Source organism: Chryseobacterium proteolyticum, assembly GCF_046591535.1.
GTDB lineage: Bacteria > Bacteroidota > Bacteroidia > Flavobacteriales > Weeksellaceae > Chryseobacterium > Chryseobacterium proteolyticum.
The window spans coordinates 565803-585281 of record NZ_JBJLWK010000002.1 but is presented as its reverse complement, the minus strand read 5'-3'; the positions used below and the strand labels follow the sequence as shown (position 1 = coordinate 585281).

Annotated in this window: 20 protein-coding genes and 1 pseudogene; all 21 read left to right on the top strand. The window is 30.5% G+C overall.

Translation table 11 applies throughout. From position 1 onward, the window contains the following. Positions 1–4 precede the first annotated feature (4 nt). Positions 5–1129, top strand: coding sequence for a glycosyltransferase family 4 protein (locus ACJ5H0_RS08645; RefSeq protein WP_411248921.1), 1125 nt, complete (start codon positions 5–7; stop codon positions 1127–1129). A 5-nt stretch (positions 1130–1134) separates the two neighbouring features. Beyond that, positions 1135–1416: an NAD-dependent epimerase/dehydratase family protein gene (locus ACJ5H0_RS08640; RefSeq protein WP_411248920.1), complete on the top strand. Its 282-nt coding sequence runs from the start codon at positions 1135–1137 to the stop codon at positions 1414–1416. Further along, entirely contained in the window at positions 1400–2038 is a 639-nt protein-coding gene (locus tag ACJ5H0_RS08635; protein ID WP_411249506.1) for a Rossmann-fold NAD(P)-binding domain-containing protein, read from the top strand. Before ACJ5H0_RS08640 ends, ACJ5H0_RS08635 begins: the two co-directional genes overlap by 17 nt. Before the next feature lie 22 nt (positions 2039–2060). Then, on the top strand, positions 2061–2612 hold the full coding sequence (locus ACJ5H0_RS08630; protein ID WP_411248919.1) for a sugar transferase: 552 nt from the start codon (positions 2061–2063) through the stop codon (positions 2610–2612). A gap of 97 nt (positions 2613–2709) precedes the next feature. After that, positions 2710–3849, top strand: a complete 1140-nt coding sequence (locus ACJ5H0_RS08625) for a DegT/DnrJ/EryC1/StrS family aminotransferase (protein ID WP_411248917.1) — start codon at positions 2710–2712, stop codon at positions 3847–3849. Between the two features lie 113 nt (positions 3850–3962). Further along, a complete protein-coding gene (locus ACJ5H0_RS08620; RefSeq protein ID WP_411248916.1) occupies positions 3963–4547 on the top strand; it encodes a sugar transferase in 585 nt (194 codons plus the stop codon). A 29-nt stretch (positions 4548–4576) separates the two neighbouring features. Then, positions 4577–5212, top strand: a complete 636-nt coding sequence (locus tag ACJ5H0_RS08615) for a DUF3575 domain-containing protein (protein WP_411248914.1) — start codon at positions 4577–4579, stop codon at positions 5210–5212. A gap of 269 nt (positions 5213–5481) precedes the next feature. Continuing rightward, entirely contained in the window at positions 5482–5826 is a 345-nt protein-coding gene (locus ACJ5H0_RS08610) for an oligosaccharide flippase family protein (RefSeq protein ID WP_411248912.1), read from the top strand. 25 nt (positions 5827–5851) lie between these two features. Then, entirely contained in the window at positions 5852–6895 is a 1044-nt protein-coding gene (locus ACJ5H0_RS08605; protein WP_411248910.1) for an oligosaccharide flippase family protein, read from the top strand. A 54-nt stretch (positions 6896–6949) separates the two neighbouring features. Next, positions 6950–7468, top strand: a complete 519-nt coding sequence (locus ACJ5H0_RS08600; protein ID WP_411248908.1) for a glycosyltransferase family 2 protein — start codon at positions 6950–6952, stop codon at positions 7466–7468. A gap of 486 nt (positions 7469–7954) precedes the next feature. After that, entirely contained in the window at positions 7955–10318 is a 2364-nt protein-coding gene (locus ACJ5H0_RS08595; protein ID WP_411248906.1) for a GumC family protein, read from the top strand. A gap of 407 nt (positions 10319–10725) precedes the next feature. Then, the gene (locus ACJ5H0_RS08590; protein ID WP_411248904.1) at positions 10726–11550 is read left to right on the top strand and encodes a hypothetical protein; all 825 of its coding nucleotides are present in this window, start codon (positions 10726–10728) and stop codon (positions 11548–11550) included. Then, positions 11547–11816: a hypothetical protein gene (locus ACJ5H0_RS08585; protein ID WP_411248902.1), complete on the top strand. Its 270-nt coding sequence runs from the start codon at positions 11547–11549 to the stop codon at positions 11814–11816. The genes ACJ5H0_RS08590 and ACJ5H0_RS08585 overlap by 4 nt, the downstream gene beginning before the upstream one ends. After that, on the top strand, positions 11791–12561 hold the full coding sequence (locus ACJ5H0_RS08580) for a glycosyltransferase (protein WP_411249504.1): 771 nt from the start codon (positions 11791–11793) through the stop codon (positions 12559–12561). Before ACJ5H0_RS08585 ends, ACJ5H0_RS08580 begins: the two co-directional genes overlap by 26 nt. Positions 12562–12890: 329 nt before the next feature. Continuing rightward, complete coding sequence (locus ACJ5H0_RS08575; protein WP_411248900.1) at positions 12891–13910, top strand: NAD-dependent epimerase/dehydratase family protein; 1020 nt, start codon at positions 12891–12893, stop codon at positions 13908–13910. A 7-nt stretch (positions 13911–13917) separates the two neighbouring features. Beyond that, positions 13918–14385: a glycosyltransferase family 2 protein gene (locus tag ACJ5H0_RS08570; RefSeq protein ID WP_411248898.1), complete on the top strand. Its 468-nt coding sequence runs from the start codon at positions 13918–13920 to the stop codon at positions 14383–14385. 381 nt (positions 14386–14766) lie between these two features. Then, positions 14767–15714, top strand: a complete 948-nt coding sequence (locus ACJ5H0_RS08565; RefSeq protein ID WP_411248896.1) for a sugar transferase — start codon at positions 14767–14769, stop codon at positions 15712–15714. A 4-nt stretch (positions 15715–15718) separates the two neighbouring features. Then, positions 15719–16708, top strand: a complete 990-nt coding sequence (locus ACJ5H0_RS08560; RefSeq protein ID WP_411248894.1) for a glycosyl hydrolase family 28-related protein — start codon at positions 15719–15721, stop codon at positions 16706–16708. Next, on the top strand, positions 16668–17465 hold the full coding sequence (locus ACJ5H0_RS08555) for a hypothetical protein (RefSeq protein ID WP_411248892.1): 798 nt from the start codon (positions 16668–16670) through the stop codon (positions 17463–17465). Before ACJ5H0_RS08560 ends, ACJ5H0_RS08555 begins: the two co-directional genes overlap by 41 nt. A gap of 34 nt (positions 17466–17499) precedes the next feature. After that, positions 17500–18036, top strand: a pseudogene (rfbC, locus tag ACJ5H0_RS08550) (dTDP-4-dehydrorhamnose 3,5-epimerase); the annotation flags it as partial. Positions 18037–18139: 103 nt separating this feature from the next. Continuing rightward, positions 18140–19441 carry a 30S ribosomal protein S12 methylthiotransferase RimO gene (gene rimO / locus ACJ5H0_RS08545; protein WP_411248890.1) on the top strand — a complete coding sequence of 434 codons (1302 nt, stop codon included), beginning with the start codon at positions 18140–18142 and terminating at the stop codon, positions 19439–19441. The last annotated feature ends 38 nt before the right edge of the window (positions 19442–19479 follow it).

Sequence of the window (19479 nt, the reverse complement as noted above, 5' to 3'; positions counted from 1 at the left end):
GATAATGAAGAGACTTTTAATGGTTGCCAATGTAGATTGGTTTTTTATTTCGCACAGATTGTGTATTGCACAGCAAGCGAGCAGAGCAGGATGGAAAGTTTTTGTGGCTTGCGAAGATACTGGAAGAAGAAACGAAATTGAAGTGGACGGTATAACCTTTCTTGACTTTAAATTTTCAAGGTCTGGTATAAATCCGGTTGAAGAAGTCAAAACATTAAGGCAATTTTACCAGCTATATAAAAGTATTAAACCAGATATAGTTCACCATATTACTCTTAAGCCTGTAACCTATGGGTCAATTGTTGCCAAAACTCTAAATATAAGGGGTGTACTTAATGCAGTTAGTGGACTAGGATATAATTTTACAGGAGATAGGAAAGGGGCCGTTCAAAGAATGATGATTCGGCTAATGCGCTACGGTTTTGATAGAGATAAATTAACTGTTATCTTTCAAAATGACGATGATCAAAAAGCTTTTGAAAATTTAAGAATATTATCTCCTAAAAATAAAATAGTAAGAATAAAGGGCTCAGGCGTAGATCTGGTCAAATTTCCTAAAAGTCCATTTCCTTCCTTTGACCGTGTTAAAGTGTTATTACCTATTAGAATGCTTTGGGATAAAGGTGTCAAAGAGCTTAAAGAGGCCTCAGATTTGTTAAAGAATAAATATCACAATAAATTGCAGATTATCCTCTCTGGTTTGGCAGATGAAGATAATAAGGCTGGAGTACCTTCTAGTTATTTAAAAAAATGGCAAGATGGGAATTATGTGACATGGATTGGATACCAAAAAGATATGGTAAAAGTATATCAAGATTCTCACATCGTAGTATTACCGTCTTACAGAGAAGGCATGCCTAAAACTTTGATAGAAGCTTGTGCAATAGGTAGAGCTATTATTACAACTGATGCAATAGGATGTCGTGAATGTGTTGATGAAGGAGTTAATGGATTAAAGGTACCAGTATATTCTGTTCAGGAACTTGCTGATGCTATTGAAAAATTGATGTTAAATCATGATTTGATAGCAAAAATGGGAGATGAATCTCGGAAAAAGGCAGAACTTGAATTTGATGTGAATTCTGTTATAAAAAAACATTTAGAAATTTATTCAAGTTTAATAAATTGAATGTAATGAAAGTTATCATCACAGGAGCCACAGGATTTGTTGGCAAAAATTTAAGCGAATATCTTAATTCCACATCTATTAATGTTGAATCTTTATCACTTAGAGATAAGGAATGGAGAAAGCAAATAGATCAATATGCCGATGCAATAGTTCATTTGGCTGGTAAAGCACATGATACATCCAATACGTCTGAAGAAAAAGAATATTTTAAGATAAACACAGATCTCACTTTTGAATTATTTAACGAATTCTTAAAGTCGGACATTAAATATTTTTTTTTACTTTAGTTCCGTAAAGGCAGTAGCGGATACTGTTGATTCTATTCTAACAGAAGAAGTTAAACCTAATCCTTGTACTCCATATGGTAAGTCCAAGCAAGAAGCTGAAGAGCAAATTCTTAAACAACCGTTACCAGCAAATAAAAAAGTATATATTATTCGACCATGTATGATTCATGGACCAGGCAATAAGGGAAACTTAAACTTACTTTACAAAATCGTTAAAATGGGTATACCTTGGCCATTGGCTGCTTTTGAAAATGACAGATCATTTTTGAGTATTGATAATTTAAATTTTTTAATAAAACAAATGCTTACTAATGAGAATCTTGCCTCAGGTATTTATAATTTTGCTGATGATCAGGCCATATCTACTAACGAACTAATTAAAACTATAAATACTGCAGTTGGTAAAAAATCAAAACTGTGGTATATACCTAAGAGCATAATTGAAATAGTAGCAAGACTTGGAGATAAATTACATTTACCCTTAAATTCAGAACGATTAAAAAAGTTGACAGAATCTTATGTTGTTTCCAATCAAAAGATAAAAACTGAATTAAAAATAAAATCACTACCCTTCACCGTTCGGGAAGGACTCACCAAAACTATACAAAGTTTTAATATTTAATTTAAATCTTAAACATCTTACAATGATACGCATCCTCGATTTTTTATTTTCTTTTTTAGGAATTCTTTTCTTATGGCCAGTTGGACTAATTCTCTACATAATCGGTTTATTTGATACCGGATCTCCAATTTTTATTCAGGAAAGAGTTGGTAAACATAAAAAGCCATTCAAATTAATGAAGTTTCGTACAATGCATGTAAATACTAAATCTGTAGCGACACATCTTTCCAGCACCTCGTCTGTGACTAAATTTGGTAGTTTTTTAAGAAAATCAAAATTGGATGAACTTCCACAACTTATTAATGTTCTGATGGGAGAGATGAGTCTTGTTGGTCCTAGACCTAATCTTTTTAACCAAACAGATCTAATTGTAGAGCGAGAGAAAAGAGGAGTATACAATTTTCTTCCGGGAATTACCGGATTAGGACAAATTAGTGAAATTGATATGTCAACACCGGTTGAATTGGCAGAAAAAGACGCTGAAATGCTTAAAAATCTAACGGTATCGGATTATTTAAAATATATTTTCGCCACAGTTGGTGGAAAAGGTCAGGGAGACAGAATCAAAAAATAAATCTATTTTACTAAAAAAATACCAGTATTTCCATAAGTGAAAAAATGAATGTCAAAATTCAGTAGGAAAAGTTATATTTGCTTCTCAATAACACACGATGCACGATAAAATTTGGCTTTCCCCTCCTCATCTTTCAGGAAATGAATTGGAATTCATTGATGATGCTTTTCAGAAAAACTGGGTTACCTCAATAGGCAATAATATTGATGAATTTGAAAATGATGTAAGGAGCTTTCTTGGAGGCAATATTGAAGTTTGTGCCCTGAATTCTGCTACTTCAGCAATACATTTGGCTCTTATGCTTTTAGGGGTAGGTAATGAGGATGATGTTTTGACCTCAACTTTCTCTTTTGTTGCTTCAGCCAATCCGATTATCTATTGCAATGCCAATCCTGTTTTTATTGATAGCGAACCGGAAACATGGAATATGTGCCCTGTTACCTTGGAAGAGGCTATTAAAGACAGGCTTTTACAAGGAAAAAAAATCAAAGCTATTATTGTCGTACACCTTTATGGAATGCCTGCCAAAATGGATGAAATTTTATCTATTGCAGAAAAATATAAGATCTCGGTGATAGAAGATGCTGCGGAATCACTTGGATCCAGATATAAAGGGAAACCTTGTGGTGGCTTTGGTCAATTTGGTATCATATCGTTTAATGGGAATAAAATTATTACAACATCTGGTGGAGGGACATTGATATGCCATTCTAAAGAAGATAAGAATAAGGCGATATTTTTGTCCACACAGGCCAGAGATGATGCTCCTCATTATCAGCATTCATCTACAGGATATAATTATAGAATGAGTAATATTATTGCAGGAATAGGACGTGGACAAATGAAAGTTCTAAATGATAGGATTCAGGCAAGAAGAGGTATTCATAATTTTTATACTGCTCTATTTAAAAATATAGACGGAGTTGATGTTTTTACAGAACCGAATGAAGATTTCTACTCGAATCATTGGCTATCTGCAATCACAATAAATTCTGAAAAAACGGGAAAAACAAGAGAAGATTTACGTCTCGCTCTTCTTAATGATAATATAGAATCAAGACCACTCTGGAAGCCTTTGCATTTACAGCCTGTCTTTTCAAACTTTCCATATTATGGAGGACAAACAGCTGAGAACCTCTTTAATTCGGGGCTTTGTTTACCTTCCGGATCTAACCTTTCCATTGAGCATAAAGAAAGGATTGCTAGAGTTTTAAAAGATTTTTTCAAGCACAGTTGATTCTAAAATATGTCACAGTCATTGTATATAAATTCCAGGTGAATATTTTTTTTAATAAATCGGTACACTTTGCTTATTTTTCTCATATTAGAGACATATTTCATATATTTGTAATGAATCCAGAGATTGTGAAAAAATACCCTATTTGGAAGATGTTGATGGACTACAGCATAGCTTTTTTTGCTGTCATTCTTTTATTACCTCTGTTTTTTTTATTAGTAATTATAGCTTCTATAGATACCGGTTTCCCTGGGATCTTTGTTCAGAAGCGAATAGGTTTGAATGGGGAAATTTTTAATGTCTACAAATTCAGAACATTGGAACCTAAAACATCTCGAAAATCAAGGATCGGCCTATGGCTGAGAAAATATAAACTGGATGAACTTCCTCAGTTGATTAATATTTTAAAAGGGGACATGTCTTTAGTTGGACCTCGCCCAGATATTCCTGGGTATTATGATAAACTTGAAGGAGAAAATCGTTTTGTTCTGCTTCTTAAACCTGGGCTTACCAGTGAAGCAGGAATTAAATATCGGAATGAAGAACAAATACTTGCTCAGCAGAAAAATCCTTTACAATATAATGATGAGATTTTATTTCCGGATAAAGTAAAAATGAACCTTGATTACTATCATCATCTTTCCTTTAAAAATGACCTTTATATACTCCTCAAGACCTTTTCAGTACTCAAATCATAATATATTAATAAGAAAAATGTTATATTCTAATGAAATCTCTGATTAAAAAATTATGCTTTATAAGCAGCTTATTTCTGGCATCTGTCCTGAATGCACAAATAGAAGTAAAAGTAAACACTCTTTTTGCTCCGATAGGTATCTACAATATTGCCGTTGAAAAGCCAATTACAAATAAGATTTCATTACAAGCCGAAGTGTTTGTTTCCCCATGGAAATCTTTTGCTGGAAGGAATCTGCAGATTTATATGGGAACTCTCGAAGGAAGATATTATTTTGGAGAAAAAATGAAAAAATGGTATGTGGGCACCTATGTTTCCATGACTGCATTTAATCTTCAAAAATGGAATTACTGGAATGATAAACCAGTAGTAGATGAATTTGGTAACCCCGAGATACTTCCAGATGGAAGTGTTCGAGTTACTGGAAAATATCAGAAAGGAATTTCTTTTATTTTTGGTGTAAGTGGAGGATATCATTTTACAATTAATGATCGTTGGGGTTTGGATCTGTATGCCGGAATAGGTACTACACAATCCTTCTATAAAGGATATTTTAAAGATAATAATCAGAGATATGAAGGAGCAACCAAATTTAATAAAAGTGGAGAACTTATTCCGACGAGAGGTGGGCTGATGCTGACTTATAAGATAAAAGGAAAAGAGTAGTATCTGTCACTGCGCGATACAAAGTAATATACTATTTTATTTCATAACATGTCTCTTGGTGAATATATGTGGCAAAATGATTTTATGGCTAATTTGATAAAGATTATAAAATTGTATGGAATATTAGATATCTTTGTCCAAAATTATTTTTTGGAACAGCCTATTTTCTCTATAAGGGCGTCTAAATACTCTTTAAATATATCTTATTGGAGACTATAAAAATCTATAAATTGGAAAATGATGAAGGCAAGTTTCAATTTTTTTAAAGGATGAAAAAACTAAGCACAAAAGTAAATTACGTTCTTAATTTTATTCGTATTGTTTCTGCAACTTTAGTTGGACTTATTATGATGCCATACGTTAATAGAGTATTAGGCGTAAATAATATTGGAAAAATTGAATACGCTTATACTATAATAAACTATTTTCTTATGTTTTCGGCGATTGGAATTCCTATTTATGGAATAAGAGAAATTGCTAAAGTAAGCAATGATATAATTGAAAGAACAAAAGTTACACTAGAATTATTTGTAATTTTATTAGTAACAACAATTATAGCATATATTTCTTTATTCATTTTATTGTTTCCATTGCATTTTTTTTTCAGATTATAAGAATTTTATTATAATACTTAGCTCGATGATATTGCTAACGAATATAGGAGGAGATTGGTATTTTCAAGGGATGGAAAATCAAGTATATATTACAGTGCGTTATACCCTGGTACGCATTCTTACAATAACTTTGCTTTTTTTGTTTGTTAAGAATGATACAGATGTTATCATGTACTGTTTCCTATTAGTACTCAACTTTGCAGGATCTAATATTTTTAATTTACTATTTATTTTTAAGTCTATCAGCCTTAAAGCAATTCGATTTTCTGATTTGAATATTAGAAGGCATTTTTCGCCTGTATTAAAGGTTTTTATAGCTGCCATTTCAATAAATATCTATGCCCAGTTGGATAACTTTATCATTGGTTTTTTAGCTGGAGACAAATATTTAGCCTACTATACTGTGCCGAATAAGCTAATAAGATATGTTATTAGTTTTATTACAGTGGCAGGAATCGTTATGCTTCCCAAAATATCAAGATTGTGGCAAACAAATAAAGTTGAGTATTATGAAAATTTAAAATTAGCATTTGAGATTATCTTCCTTTTATCTGTGCCTTTTATGGGATATTTTTTAATATTTTCTTCTTTTATAATACATATTATGGCTGGACAAGACTTTTACGAATCAATAACAACAATGCGAATTTTATCTCCACTTTGTGTTATTGTTGGTCTTGCATATTTTTTTGGATATCTTTTACTTTATACACAAAAGAGAGAATCTGTATATACAATTTCAGTTTTGATATCAGCAGTATTAAGTGTTTTTATGAATATTATTATGGTAAAGTATTTTCAGCAAAATGGGGCTGCTGTCACACAAGTTATAGTTGAATTACTAGCTATAAGTTTCATGGCATATAAAACAAGAAGTCAAATTTTAAAGCTTAAATTATCCTTTAAAGAAATTAGTAAAGTAATTTTTGCTTCATCTTTTGCATGTTTTAGCTCTATTTTAATTTCAAAATTATTCCATGAAAGTCTTATAGAATTTGCTATCTTATCTGTAATTTATTTTTTTCAAATATTCATTATTTTAATTATTTGTAAGGAAAAAATGTATTAGATATTTTGGGAAAAATGAAAATAGGTCTTAAAAAAATATAATAATATTTAATGAATGAAAAAACTATCGATAATAATTGTTACATATAATTCGCTCAAAGACATCTTGAATTGTATTGAGGCAATTTATGATAAATCAGATATAGAAGATGAGTTTTTAGAAATAATAGTAGTAGATAACAGTTCTGCCGATGTTTTTGAAACAATGAAAAGTATGATTGAACTTAAATATGGAAATAAAGTACGGATTATCCATAATTATGAAAATAAAGGATATGGGCAAGGTAATAATATTGGGATTAAATATGCTCTTTCAAATATAGTTTGTGTGATAAATCCCGATGTTCTTCTTCAAAATTTTGTTTTTTCTAAGATATTAAATTCTTTCAAAGAAGATACCAGACTTGCTATGATCGGTGGTAAACAATTGGGTGGAATAAATTTATCTTTTTGGATTAGACCAGAGTTTGAATTATTTATAGTAACTACACCATTATGTCTTTTGCTCAATAAGTTAAATCTATATTTTCAGCGGTTTTTTTTTTCTTTCAGGAGCTTTACTTTTCATAGATAAAACCAAATTTGAGAGAATAGGTGGTTTTGATGAAGAAATCTTTCTTTATTGTGAAGAAGCTGATGTTACAAAGAGGTTTTTACAGTTTGATTTTAAAACTAAATTTGATAAATCCATTATTTATAAGCATTTAATAGATGAAAGAGCAGAAGTTGGAGAAAGTAACTTTAATCTACAAATGAGATCTGTAAAATACTATCTCCAAAAATATAATTATAGTTTCTCAAAATTTGTAAAAAAGAGATTGTTATCCTATAAATTTTTAATGTTTATATCAAAGATTATCAAAAATAAAAATCTAGAAAAGAAATCATTCAAAAATATTTCCTTTTTGAACAAAATAAAAATGTAATTTCATCTTAAAACGTGATTATATTAAATAGTTTTTTGTGTGATATAGATCACTTATTCAGTTGATACAAATTTGTTTTTTAAACTTATTAAATATATATTTGCCATCATTTTTTTTAATGTTAAAAGATTTTTATGAACGAAAATCAACAGCTTGCTGACACTACTTTTTCTGATCTTATTAAGCCTTTTACTTCTAAATGGTATTTGTTTTTTATCTCAGTTTTTGTTTTCTTACTATTGGGAATCACTTATATCTATTTTAATGCTCCTCTATACCAGGTACAAGCAAAAGTTTTAATAAAAGAAGCCAAGAAAAGTATGGCCGGTGGAAGTGAAATTGCTAATATTTCAGGACTTTCAGGGCTAGGTACTATGCCTACAAATAGTATTGAAAATGAATTGCAAGTGCTTTCTTCAAAAAATATTGCAGAGAAGATTGTAAATGATCTGCATCTTCAGGTCTCTCAATTTAAAAGGAGTAGTCGTTATGATATTGAACTATTTGGAGCTCAATTACCTTATAAAATCTACGTCATAAATGAAAAACCGTTTGTGAAGTTTCCAAAGAAACCAATCAAAGTTACTCAGAAGGGAAATAAATTTATCCTTGAATCAAAAGAATTAAATAAAGAAATAGAAACGTCTTTAGGGCAAACTGTTTCCTTACCTTATGCCAATATAATTTTAGTTAAGAATAAAAATTATAATCCTGTTTTAGTAAAAGATATCGCTCCTTTAGACGATATGTACTTTAGAATTACACCAAAAGACGTTGCTGTTGAGGACTTACAAAAAGAATTAAAAGTTCTATTGGTTGACGAGGATGGAACTGTTGTACAGGTAGAAATGATACATGCAAATATTGCAAAAGCAAAAGCAATTATAAACGGTGTAATAAAAATATATAATACTGATGCTCAAGCAGATAAGAATAAAGATGATCAGAGAAGTAAGGATTTTATTGACGGAAGGTTGGATATCATTGCAAATGAGTTGGGACAAGTTGAGGGAGAAAAAGAAAGGTTTAAGGTAGCTAATAAAATTGTTGATCTACCAAATCAGGCTCGCATTGATATGCAAACAAACCTCCAGGCGAATGATAGATTGTTGGAGATGGAAACAAAAATGCAGCTTAATGATATGATGCTGTCCTATCTTAATAAAAGTAATTACCAATTACTTCCTAGTAGTATAGGAGTAGAAAATGCTACTGCAGCTTCTATTTTATCTTCCTACAATCAGCTTGTTGCGCAAAGATCTAAATTATTAGAAAGTGCAACACCTAAGAATCCACTTGTAGTGGAACTTACCAATCAGATTGATGATCTTAATAAAGCTTTAAGGGAAAGTATTATTAAAAGTAAGACCGCATTAGAGCTTTCAAGGAATCAAATTGTAAAGCAGGAAAACAAATCAGAGAATAATATTGATGTATTTCCTAAAAAAGAAAGATCATATAGAGGAATTGAGAGACAGCAACAAATAAAAGAGAATCTTTATCTTATGTTGTTAGAGAAAAGGGAAGAAGCATCTATAAAACTTGCTATGACAGCTGAAAAAGCTCGTGTGATAGATACTGCATATAATAGTTTAAAAGCTGTTGCTCCAAAAAAGATTATTATTTTAGTAAGTTGCGTTATACTAGGTCTAATTATTCCATTTCTTTACATTGTTATAAGAAAAATTACTGATAACAGAATTACAACAAAGGATGATATTGAGAAATTGAGTACAACATCAGTTATTTCAGAAATTCCACGTAATAAAAAAGGAATAACAGAATTAATTAAAGTAAATGAAATATCCCCATCAGCAGAAGCTTTTAGAATTTTGGCAACTAATTTGAAATTTATCTTGCCAAAAAATGAGGGCGCAAGTAAAATACTGATTACAAGTAGCGTGAAGGGAGAGGGAAAGACTTATATTGCAATCAATACGGCATTAAGCCTGGTTTCTGCAAGTAAAAAAGTTCTGTTAATTGGAGCTGATATACGAAACCCTCAATTACAGAGATATAATGAAAGTATGAGAAATGCTGCTGGTCTTACAGAGTATTTATTTGGTGAAGAGGAAGATATTGAAAAGATAATACATCCAAGTGGTTTGCATAAAAATTGTGACTACATTTATTCGGGTGCAATACCTCCCAATCCTGTTGAGCTTCTTTCTAATGGGAAAATTGAAGAATTGCTTAATAATCTGTCACAAACATATCAATATATATTAATAGATGCCGCCCCAATGATGCCGGTAACTGATACAAGTATCATCGTAGAATACACAGATGCAATGCTTTATGTCGTAAGATCCGAATATAGTGATAAGAGATTTATTGATTTCTTTAATAATATGAAAGAACAAGGAAAAATAATCAATCCTGTATTTGTATTAAATGATGTACATGAAACAAATTATGGGTATGGTAATACATACGGATATGGTTATCAAAATGATAAAAAGTCACTTTGGGATAAAATCCGTACTTTCACAAAATAACACTATAATTTAATGATCAAGGATGAGCGAGCAAGTATTTTAAATCTAAGAATGTTTCTTGGGTTATATATTGGTCTTTTTTTTTGTGGCACCTATGGTCTTTTATTTTGGATTGTCAACATCTTTGATGCTTGGAACTATTGGGGTGATAGGGATTTGGTTTTTAGTACACCTAGTGATTACTATGAATGAGAAGTTTGTTTTTAGTATGCGAATTACTAATTCTTTTCTTTTTCTTTTTATCTTTTTTATTCTTCATTTTATTGCCGCTTATTTTTATTTTCAGCATAACGCCAGTTTATCAAGAGGCTTTTTTTTCTCTATTACTACTCTCATTTTTTTTATATTGTGCGTTTCAATTCACAAAGTACTTCTCAAAAGTTAGCAATGATCAAGTAGATTTTTCTATGAAAATTGCCTTCGTTGCATTTCTAATTATTTTTATTTTTTCTTTTATAAAACCAATTCAACCGGTATATTATAACAAATCTATATTTCCTTTTACAGAAGCTTCGCACTATGCTCTGTATTTCGTGGGGTGTCTTTATTATACAGCGGTAAGATATAAAAATTATAGAGTTTGGCTGCTTCTGTTTGCTCTTGCTGTCTCACTATTACTTAAAAATCTCACTCTTTTGGTTTCTGTAATTGCTTTGGCTTTTTGCCTATTTAAGTTTTGGATGGTTTTTGTAGGTCTTGCAGTAAGTGTGTTGATGTATAATTTTTTGGATTTAAGTTATTTTACAGGCCGGGTTGAAAATATCTCATCAGATTCAAGTAACCTTTCGACATTAGTATTTGTACAAGGTTGGGAGTTGGCTATTGACGCATTGAAAAAATCTTCTGGATTAGGAATTGGTTTGCAACAATTGGGTGAAATTAGGTTAACCTCAAGAGCTTCAAGGATTATTTATGCATTAACTAAGACTGAATATAATATCACGGATGCTGGGTTAACAGCTCCAAAACTAATTTGTGAATTTGGTGTTTTCGCTATTGCTGCTTTGAGTGTATTTCTCATAATTCTTGCAAAGGGTGTTTTATATATGAGGAAATTTGTACCAGGTAAATTCTCTAATAAAAAATTATTAGCATATTGCTTTATAGTATCTTTTTTTACGGAGTTGTTCGTTCGGGGAGTAGGATATTTTGCAGGTACATTTTTTCTGGTTATTACTAGTTTGATTTATTTATATTTTTATAGAGATTACTCCGAAAAAGATACCGAATGATTCTTATTGATGCAATATATACCCATCAGACAGGTGGTAAAGTACTTTTAGATTATTTTGTTTCAAAACTTGAAGAAACTGAAGCTGAAGTGTTTTATTTGTTTGATGATCGGATACCAACAAATGCTTACAATATCAAAAATTCTAACAAAGTTTTATTTCTTAAATCATCATTTTTAAAAAGATTTATTTTTTACAAAAAAAATAAAAGGATTTTTAAAAAAGTATTCTGTTTTGGAAATGTCCCCCCCCCCCATACAAATTGATGCAGTTGTTTACACATTTTTACATCAAAAAATGTATTTAAATATTCCTTCTGAACTGCCTTTTATATCCCGTTTTTCTTTTATAATTAAAACAAAAATTATTAATTTATTAAAAGGTAATACAGATTATTGGGTGGTTCAAAATAAGAACGTCAAATTAAAATTAAGTGAAAAATTTAAGATTAACCAGAATAAAATTTGGGACTTACCTTTTTATCCTTCGATGAAGGGAGAAGGAGAGTTTGAACGAAATGATTTTGGTTTTATATATGTTAGCCATCCGTTTTTGCACAAAAATCATTTAAAACTTATCGATGCATTTTGTCTTTTTTATGACAAAATGAAAAAAGGAGAATTAACTTTAACTATAGATGATTCCTACACTGAACTTAATGACTATATCAACACAAAAATAGCATTAGGATACCCTATAAAAAATATCGGATTTATAAAACGTGATGAATTGTATACGTATTATCAGAGTAATCGATATTTGATTTTTCCATCATTAACTGAAAGTTTTGGTTTGGGAATTATAGAAGCCTTAGAAAATGGTTGTGATATTATCGGATCGGATTTGCCTTATATGCATGACGTTTGTACTCCCTCCGTGGTATTTGATCCCAATAGTATACAATCTATAGCCGATGCTTTAAATAAATCAATTGTCTTTCAGAATATTAAAAGATCGGAATCTAAAGTGAAAGATGAAATCGAAACATTAATATACAGATTAAATAAATAGTTGTATTTTTAAAAGTGAAAACACAAATTACAAACGATAAACATAATTTAAATCAAGAATGAAAAAAAAGATAGAATCAAGACAGATTTTAACAAGACTTCTCTTAAGTTTTGTCGAAAATAAAATTCTAAATATAAGGTTTTGCTGGATAATTAAGTTTTCATGCTATTAGACCTTGATAAAATACCTTTAAAAATTCAATATAATAATACAATCAAAAAAAAGAAAATCTCATGCCAAAATTGGCTTTAAGATAGTATTTTTGTAAAAATATAATTAGAAAATAAATAAACTTTTTTAAAATTTATTTTTAATTTAAATAAAAAGCTATGAAAAACATTGTGATACTTGGTGGTGGCGGTTTCATCGGAGGACACCTAGGAAAAAGACTTAAGAAAGAAGGTAATCACGTAAGAATTTGCGATATAAAAAAACACGAATATTTTGAACATTCTGAAATTTGTGATGAATTTATTGTTGGAGATCTTACTGATCCTAATGTTGTTAAAATAGTAATTGAGGAAGGTGTAGATGAAGTTTATCAACTTGCTGCCGATATGGGAGGAGCGTTATATATTTTTACGGGTGAGCACGATGCTGATGTGATGCATAATTCAGCGATAATAAATTTAAATGTAGCGAGAGAATGTGTTTTAAAGAAAGTAAGAAAAGTTTTTTACTCATCTTCAGCATGTATGTACCCTGAGCATAATCAGCTTGATCCAGAAAACCCAAATTGTGAAGAAAGTTCAGCATATCCAGCAAATCCGGATTCAGAATATGGTTGGGAAAAATTATTTTCTGAAAGGCTTTATATGGCATATAACAGGAATTATAATCTTGATGTAAGAATAGCAAGATTTCATAATATCTTTGGACCACAGGGAACATGGGTTGGAGGAAAGGAAAAATCGCCAGCGGCAATGTGTAGAAAAGTAGCAGAAGAAAATGATAATGGGAGTATTGAAGTTTGGGGAGATGGAAAGCAAACAAGATCTTTTTTATATATTGATGAGTGCATTGAAGCTGTATTAAGGCTTATGGACTCAGACTTTTTAGGTCCTGTAAATATAGGTAGTGAAGAGATGGTTTCTATCAATGAATTAGCTGAAATGGCAATAAGCATTTCTCAAAAGAAATTAGAGATAATAAATCTGGAAGGCAAAGAGTTTTTTGATAAATATGGATTTAAATGTCCTCTAGGTGTAAAAGGTCGTAATTCTCATAATAAATTGTATAAAGAAAAAATTGGATGGGAAGTTTCACAACCTTTAAGAATAGGAATGGAAAAAACTTATCAATGGATTTCTAAACAAGTGCAAGATAGATTGATTGTGCATTCCATTTAATATAGAGATGAAAATAAGTATCATTACAGTTTGCTGGAATAGTGAAAAATATCTAAAAACAGCTATAGAATCAATTCTTCATCAAACATACAAGAACATTGAATATATTATTGTTGATGGAGGGTCTTCAGATTCTACCTTAGATATCATTAAATCCTATGAGGCCTCTTTTAATGGGAATATGCGATGGATTAGTGAAAATGATAATGGGATTTATGATGCCATGAATAAAGGTGTAAAGATGGCTACAGGAGATGTAATAGGTTTGCTTAATTCAGATGACCTGTATATATCAGAAAATTCACTTGAGCATATTATGGAATGCTTCCATAAAAATGATGTGGATACTGTATTTGCAGATCTCTATTATGTAAAGGAGAACGATATAAACACAATTATTCGAAAATGGAAAACAGGAAAAAGAAAGCCATTTGCAGAAGGATGGCACCCTGCGCACCCTTGTTTTTTTTGTTAAAAAAAAATATTTATAATAAGTATGGTCTTTTTGACTTAAAATACAGGATAGCTGCTGATTTTGAAATTATGTTAAGGTTTTTAGATAAACATAAAGTGTCTTCATTCTACTTAAAAGATTTTATTTTAAAAATGAGACTAGGAGGAGAATCAAATAAAAATTTTTCAAATATTAGAAAAGGGAAAAGGGAAATCTTAGATGCTTTCAAAAAACATGATATAAGTGTTCCGCTTTATTATCCTTATAAAAGATGGATTTTAAAACTTTTTCAACATTTTTGATTTAATCTAGGTAAATATTAAAAACTGTATAAAAAAATATACATTTGTAATCCCACATAATATCGGGAAATAATGGTGGATTTTTTGAGAACCTCATAATATGAAAAAATATTTAAGTCTTTCTAATCATAGTGAAAGATACCTTTTTATTAACATTAGTAGCATTACATTAAAAATCTTAAAGGAGGAAAAATTTAATAAATCTCATAAATCTGTTTTTTTTAATTCAGAAACTAATCATAAAAGTATTTTTGAATATATTAAAAAATTAAATGTAAAAACTATAATTATCGAAACTTCAGATTTAAATCATCTTCCGGAAAAGATTACTAATGAAATTATTGAAGCTAAACTTCAAGGTATCAAGGTTTTCGAAGTTCATGAATTCTATGAGAGAATAAATGGAAGAATACCTCTTGTTAAATTAAATACTAATGAATATTTAGCAGATGGAGTTTTTTCTATCGGTTTGGAAAATAGTGATTTTATTTTAAAAAGATTTGTCGACTTATTTGTATCTATATTATTGTTACCAATAGCCTTACCTATAATAATTTTTGGATCTTTATTAGTTTTCATAAATTCTCCGGGAAATGTCTTTTTCTCCCAAAGACGAGTGGGCAAAAATTCTAAACAATTTGTAATCTATAAGCTAAGAACAATGAAAATGAATCACAATGGAAGCTATACTACAAATAATGATGATAGACTTTTAATTGTGGGGCGTTTCTTGAGAATGACTAAGATTGATGAATTACCTCAGCTTTTTAACGTTTTAAATGGAGATATGAGTCTAATAGGACCAAGGCCGGAACAACAAAAGTATGTGGAAGAATCCGTATCAGAAAACTCTTATTTTGATTTAAGACATCTTGTAAAACCTGGGATTACAGGATGGGCACAAGTAAACTTACCAAGAGCAACACCAAAAGATAATCTTAAGAAATTAGAGTATGATCTTTATTACATCAAGAATTATAGCTTTAGATTGGATTTACTTACACTTTTAAAAACAGTAAAAGTTGTTTTAACAATGAATAGTCACTAATAATATGAAGTATTTTATTTTATTGATTTCAATTATATTCTCTTCTTTATTTTATGCACAATCTATTATTGAGAGGGACGTCTCTACAGGAAAGCAAATAGAATACTCTCCTGTTAAGACTTGGGTTGATGGTAGTTTAATGACAGATGAAAAAGTAGATGATATTATTTATATTAAGAAAAATGCACAGTATTATTTAAGAGATATTTCCGAAGACAAGGTTAATGTTAAATGGTTCGGAGCAAAAGGGGATAATAAAGCAGATGATAGTAATGCTATACAAAAAGCAGTTAATAGTGGGTATGCTTTATATTTTCCTCCTGGGATATATAGATTAAATGTTACAATATATCAACATATTAAAATGGAAGGTAATGGAATTAATACTATTCTAAAACCTTTTGATTTTAACAAAGCAATTTTTTTATATAAAACCAAACGACCTTTTTGGTCTTATTCAAATGTTCTGTCAAATATGATTTTAGAATCTGATGCAAAGAAAGGCTTTGGTGTTGCTTTTGGAAATGTGGATTTAAATAAAAAAGGAGTTGAAGATGAGTATGCAGGTAATGTAACATTTCAAAATGTAAATTTTAAAAATTTTAACAAGGCAGTGTATTTCCCATTTGGTAATATCGGAAGTAATTTTTATAATTGCTCGTTTCAAAATAATAAGTACGGTGTTTATTCATTAAATAATAAATTTGGTGGTGATATTATGCATGCTGGAAATAAATATTTTTATGGCTGTGAATTTAGTTCCAATGATGTTGGTGCATATGTTAACAACACTGCGATAGGCTTTGGTGGAATATCTTTTAATAATGTTATTTTTCAAATGAATCAGATTAATGCATATATTTATTCTAACAATACCTATATGCCATTGCAGTTTCTAGATTGTTGGGATGAAAAATCGGCTACAGAAAATGAAATTGAAATAGACTTCTTCAATGAAAAGGAAAAAAAAAATAAAGAAAGTTGTTCCTTTTAGTTTCTACTTTGAGGGAAAAAATTCTAGCTATAATTTTTTTGGAGGCAGAATTAACAATATTAAGGTAGATGGAGATAATATTAATGTAAATGCTTATTCTTCAAACTTTGAGCACCTTCAAGGAGTAGAAGCTAAAGATTCTGATATTTCTAAAAACTCCTATTTAAATCTTATTAATCCTAGCTCGGAACAAGGGATACAGATACATCCTAACATTAATATTAGTGGAAAAGTTAATTTTCCAGATAATACATTAATTATGAAACCTACTTCGTTACCTTTTCGTGTATTTTCAAATCCTAATATTTCTAAAAAAATGGGTGGACAGATAATATATGAGCTAAATCAGGGAACACTTCATCTTACTGGCTCATTACAAAATTATAATATTGCAAATACAAACAAAAAAGTGGATCCGAATATACAGATTAACTTTACTGCTCCTAGACAATATATGAGGATTGAAGAATCAAAGACAAAGCTTTCCCCTGGCTACTATCTTGTGAATTTTGATGTAAAAGTTAATAAGGGAAAGGTATTATTATACATTTGGGACCGCGATAAAAACCAATTTATTTCGCTTAAACCAATACAGGACGGAAAGTATCATACTTATTCTGGGATTGGCAAGCTTGATCAGCCATGTGAAATTTATATAGATATTTCTTCCGAAGATGGTAACCCCGTTGATTTAAATATATTAAACTACAAAATATCAAAAGCGAAAAATTACCAGGAATTAATGGAGTTGTTCTAGTAATTTTAAAATGTAATAGCAATATCGTAACTTTATGAAAATAAAAGAAACCCCACTTAAAGACTGCTACATTATAGAACCTACGGTTTTCGAAGATGATAGAGGTTATTTCTTTGAGAAATATAATGAAAAAAGATTTGAAGAATTGACGGGAATGAATGGACATTTTGTTCAGGATAATATTTCTAAATCATCTTATGGAGTTTTAAGAGGGATACATTTGCAAAAAGGTGAACACGCGCAATCAAAATTAGTGTCTTGTCTTGAAGGGAAGGTTTGGGACGTTGCAGTGGATTTAAGAGAGGATTCTCCCACTTTTGGAAAATGGTTTGGAATTGAGCTTACAGGAGAAAATAAGCTTCAGTTGTATATACCAAGAGGATTTGGACATGGCTTTTCTGTATTAAGTGACACTGCTGTCTTTGCTTACAAATGTGATAATTTCTATAATAAAGAATCGGAAGGTGCAGTGAGATTTAATGATAAAGATCTTAATATTGATTGGATGGTTGATGAAAAAGATATGCTTTTATCCGAAAAAGATAAAAATGCGCCCAGCCTTAAAGAAAAAAAACTTCTAAACAGTTTACTGAAAACCACTTTATTAAAGTGGTTTTTATTTTTTGATTCAAACTTTTTAATATTTCGTATCTTTGCACACTCAAATCAAAAAGATGCGCACAAAATCTGTAGGTAAAAAGAAAATTAATATCGTAACCCTTGGTTGCTCTAAAAATGTATATGATTCGGAAGTATTGATGAGTCAGCTTAAGGCAAATGGTAAAGAAGTTGTACATGAAGACAAGGGAGATATTGTGGTCATCAATACCTGTGGTTTCATAGACAACGCAAAAGAAGAATCTATCAATACTATTCTTGATTATGTTGATGCGAAGAACAGGGGAGAAGTGGAGAAAGTTTTCGTTACCGGATGTCTTTCTGAAAGATACAAACCAGATCTGGTTAAGGAAATTCCTGATGTGGATCAGTATTTTGGAACCAGAGATCTTCCGGTCTTGTTAAAACATTTAGGTGCAGATTATAAGCATGAGCTGGTAGGTGAAAGATTAACTACAACGCCAAAACATTATGCATATCTTAAAATATCTGAGGGCTGTGACAGGCCGTGCTCTTTTTGTGCGATTCCCCTAATGAGAGGCGGACACGTTTCTACACCAATTGAAAAACTAGTGCGTGAGGCTGAAAAGTTAGCTAAAGTTGGAACCAAAGAATTGATCCTTATTGCTCAAGACCTTACATACTATGGATTAGATATTTATAAAAGACGGGCACTTGGAGATCTTTTAAAAGAGCTTGTGAAAGTGGACGGAATCGAGTGGATAAGACTTCATTATGCTTTTCCTAGTGGTTTTCCGGAAGATGTCTTAGATATTATCAGAGAAGAGCCTAAAGTCTGTAATTATATTGATATTCCTCTTCAGCATATAAATTCTGATCTTCTAAAATCAATGAAAAGAGGAACTACTCATGAAAAGACAGATGCTTTACTAGCAAAGTTCAGAGAAAAAGTACCTGATATGGCAATCAGAACTACATTAATCGTTGGATATCCGGGAGAAACGCAGGAAAGATTCCAGGAATTAAAAGATTGGGTAAGAGAGCAAAGATTTGATAGATTGGGTTGCTTTACCTATTCTCACGAAGAAAATACATCAGCACATGTTTTGGATGATGATATACCTCAGGAAATTAAAGAAGGAAGAGTTGAAGAAATCATGGAACTTCAATCTCAGATTTCATGGGAAAAAAATCAAGAAAGAATCGGGGAAGTTTACAAATGTATTTTTGATAGAAAAGAAGGAAATTATTTTGTAGGAAGAACTGAATATGATTCTCCTGATGTAGATAACACTGTATTAGTTCCTGCTGATAATACTTATATTTCAATTGGAGAATTCGCTATGGTAAAAATAACCTCTGCAGAAGAATTTGATTTATATGGGGAGCTGATTTAAAAAAAAAATAGATAAAAAAAATATTTTCATAAAAATAA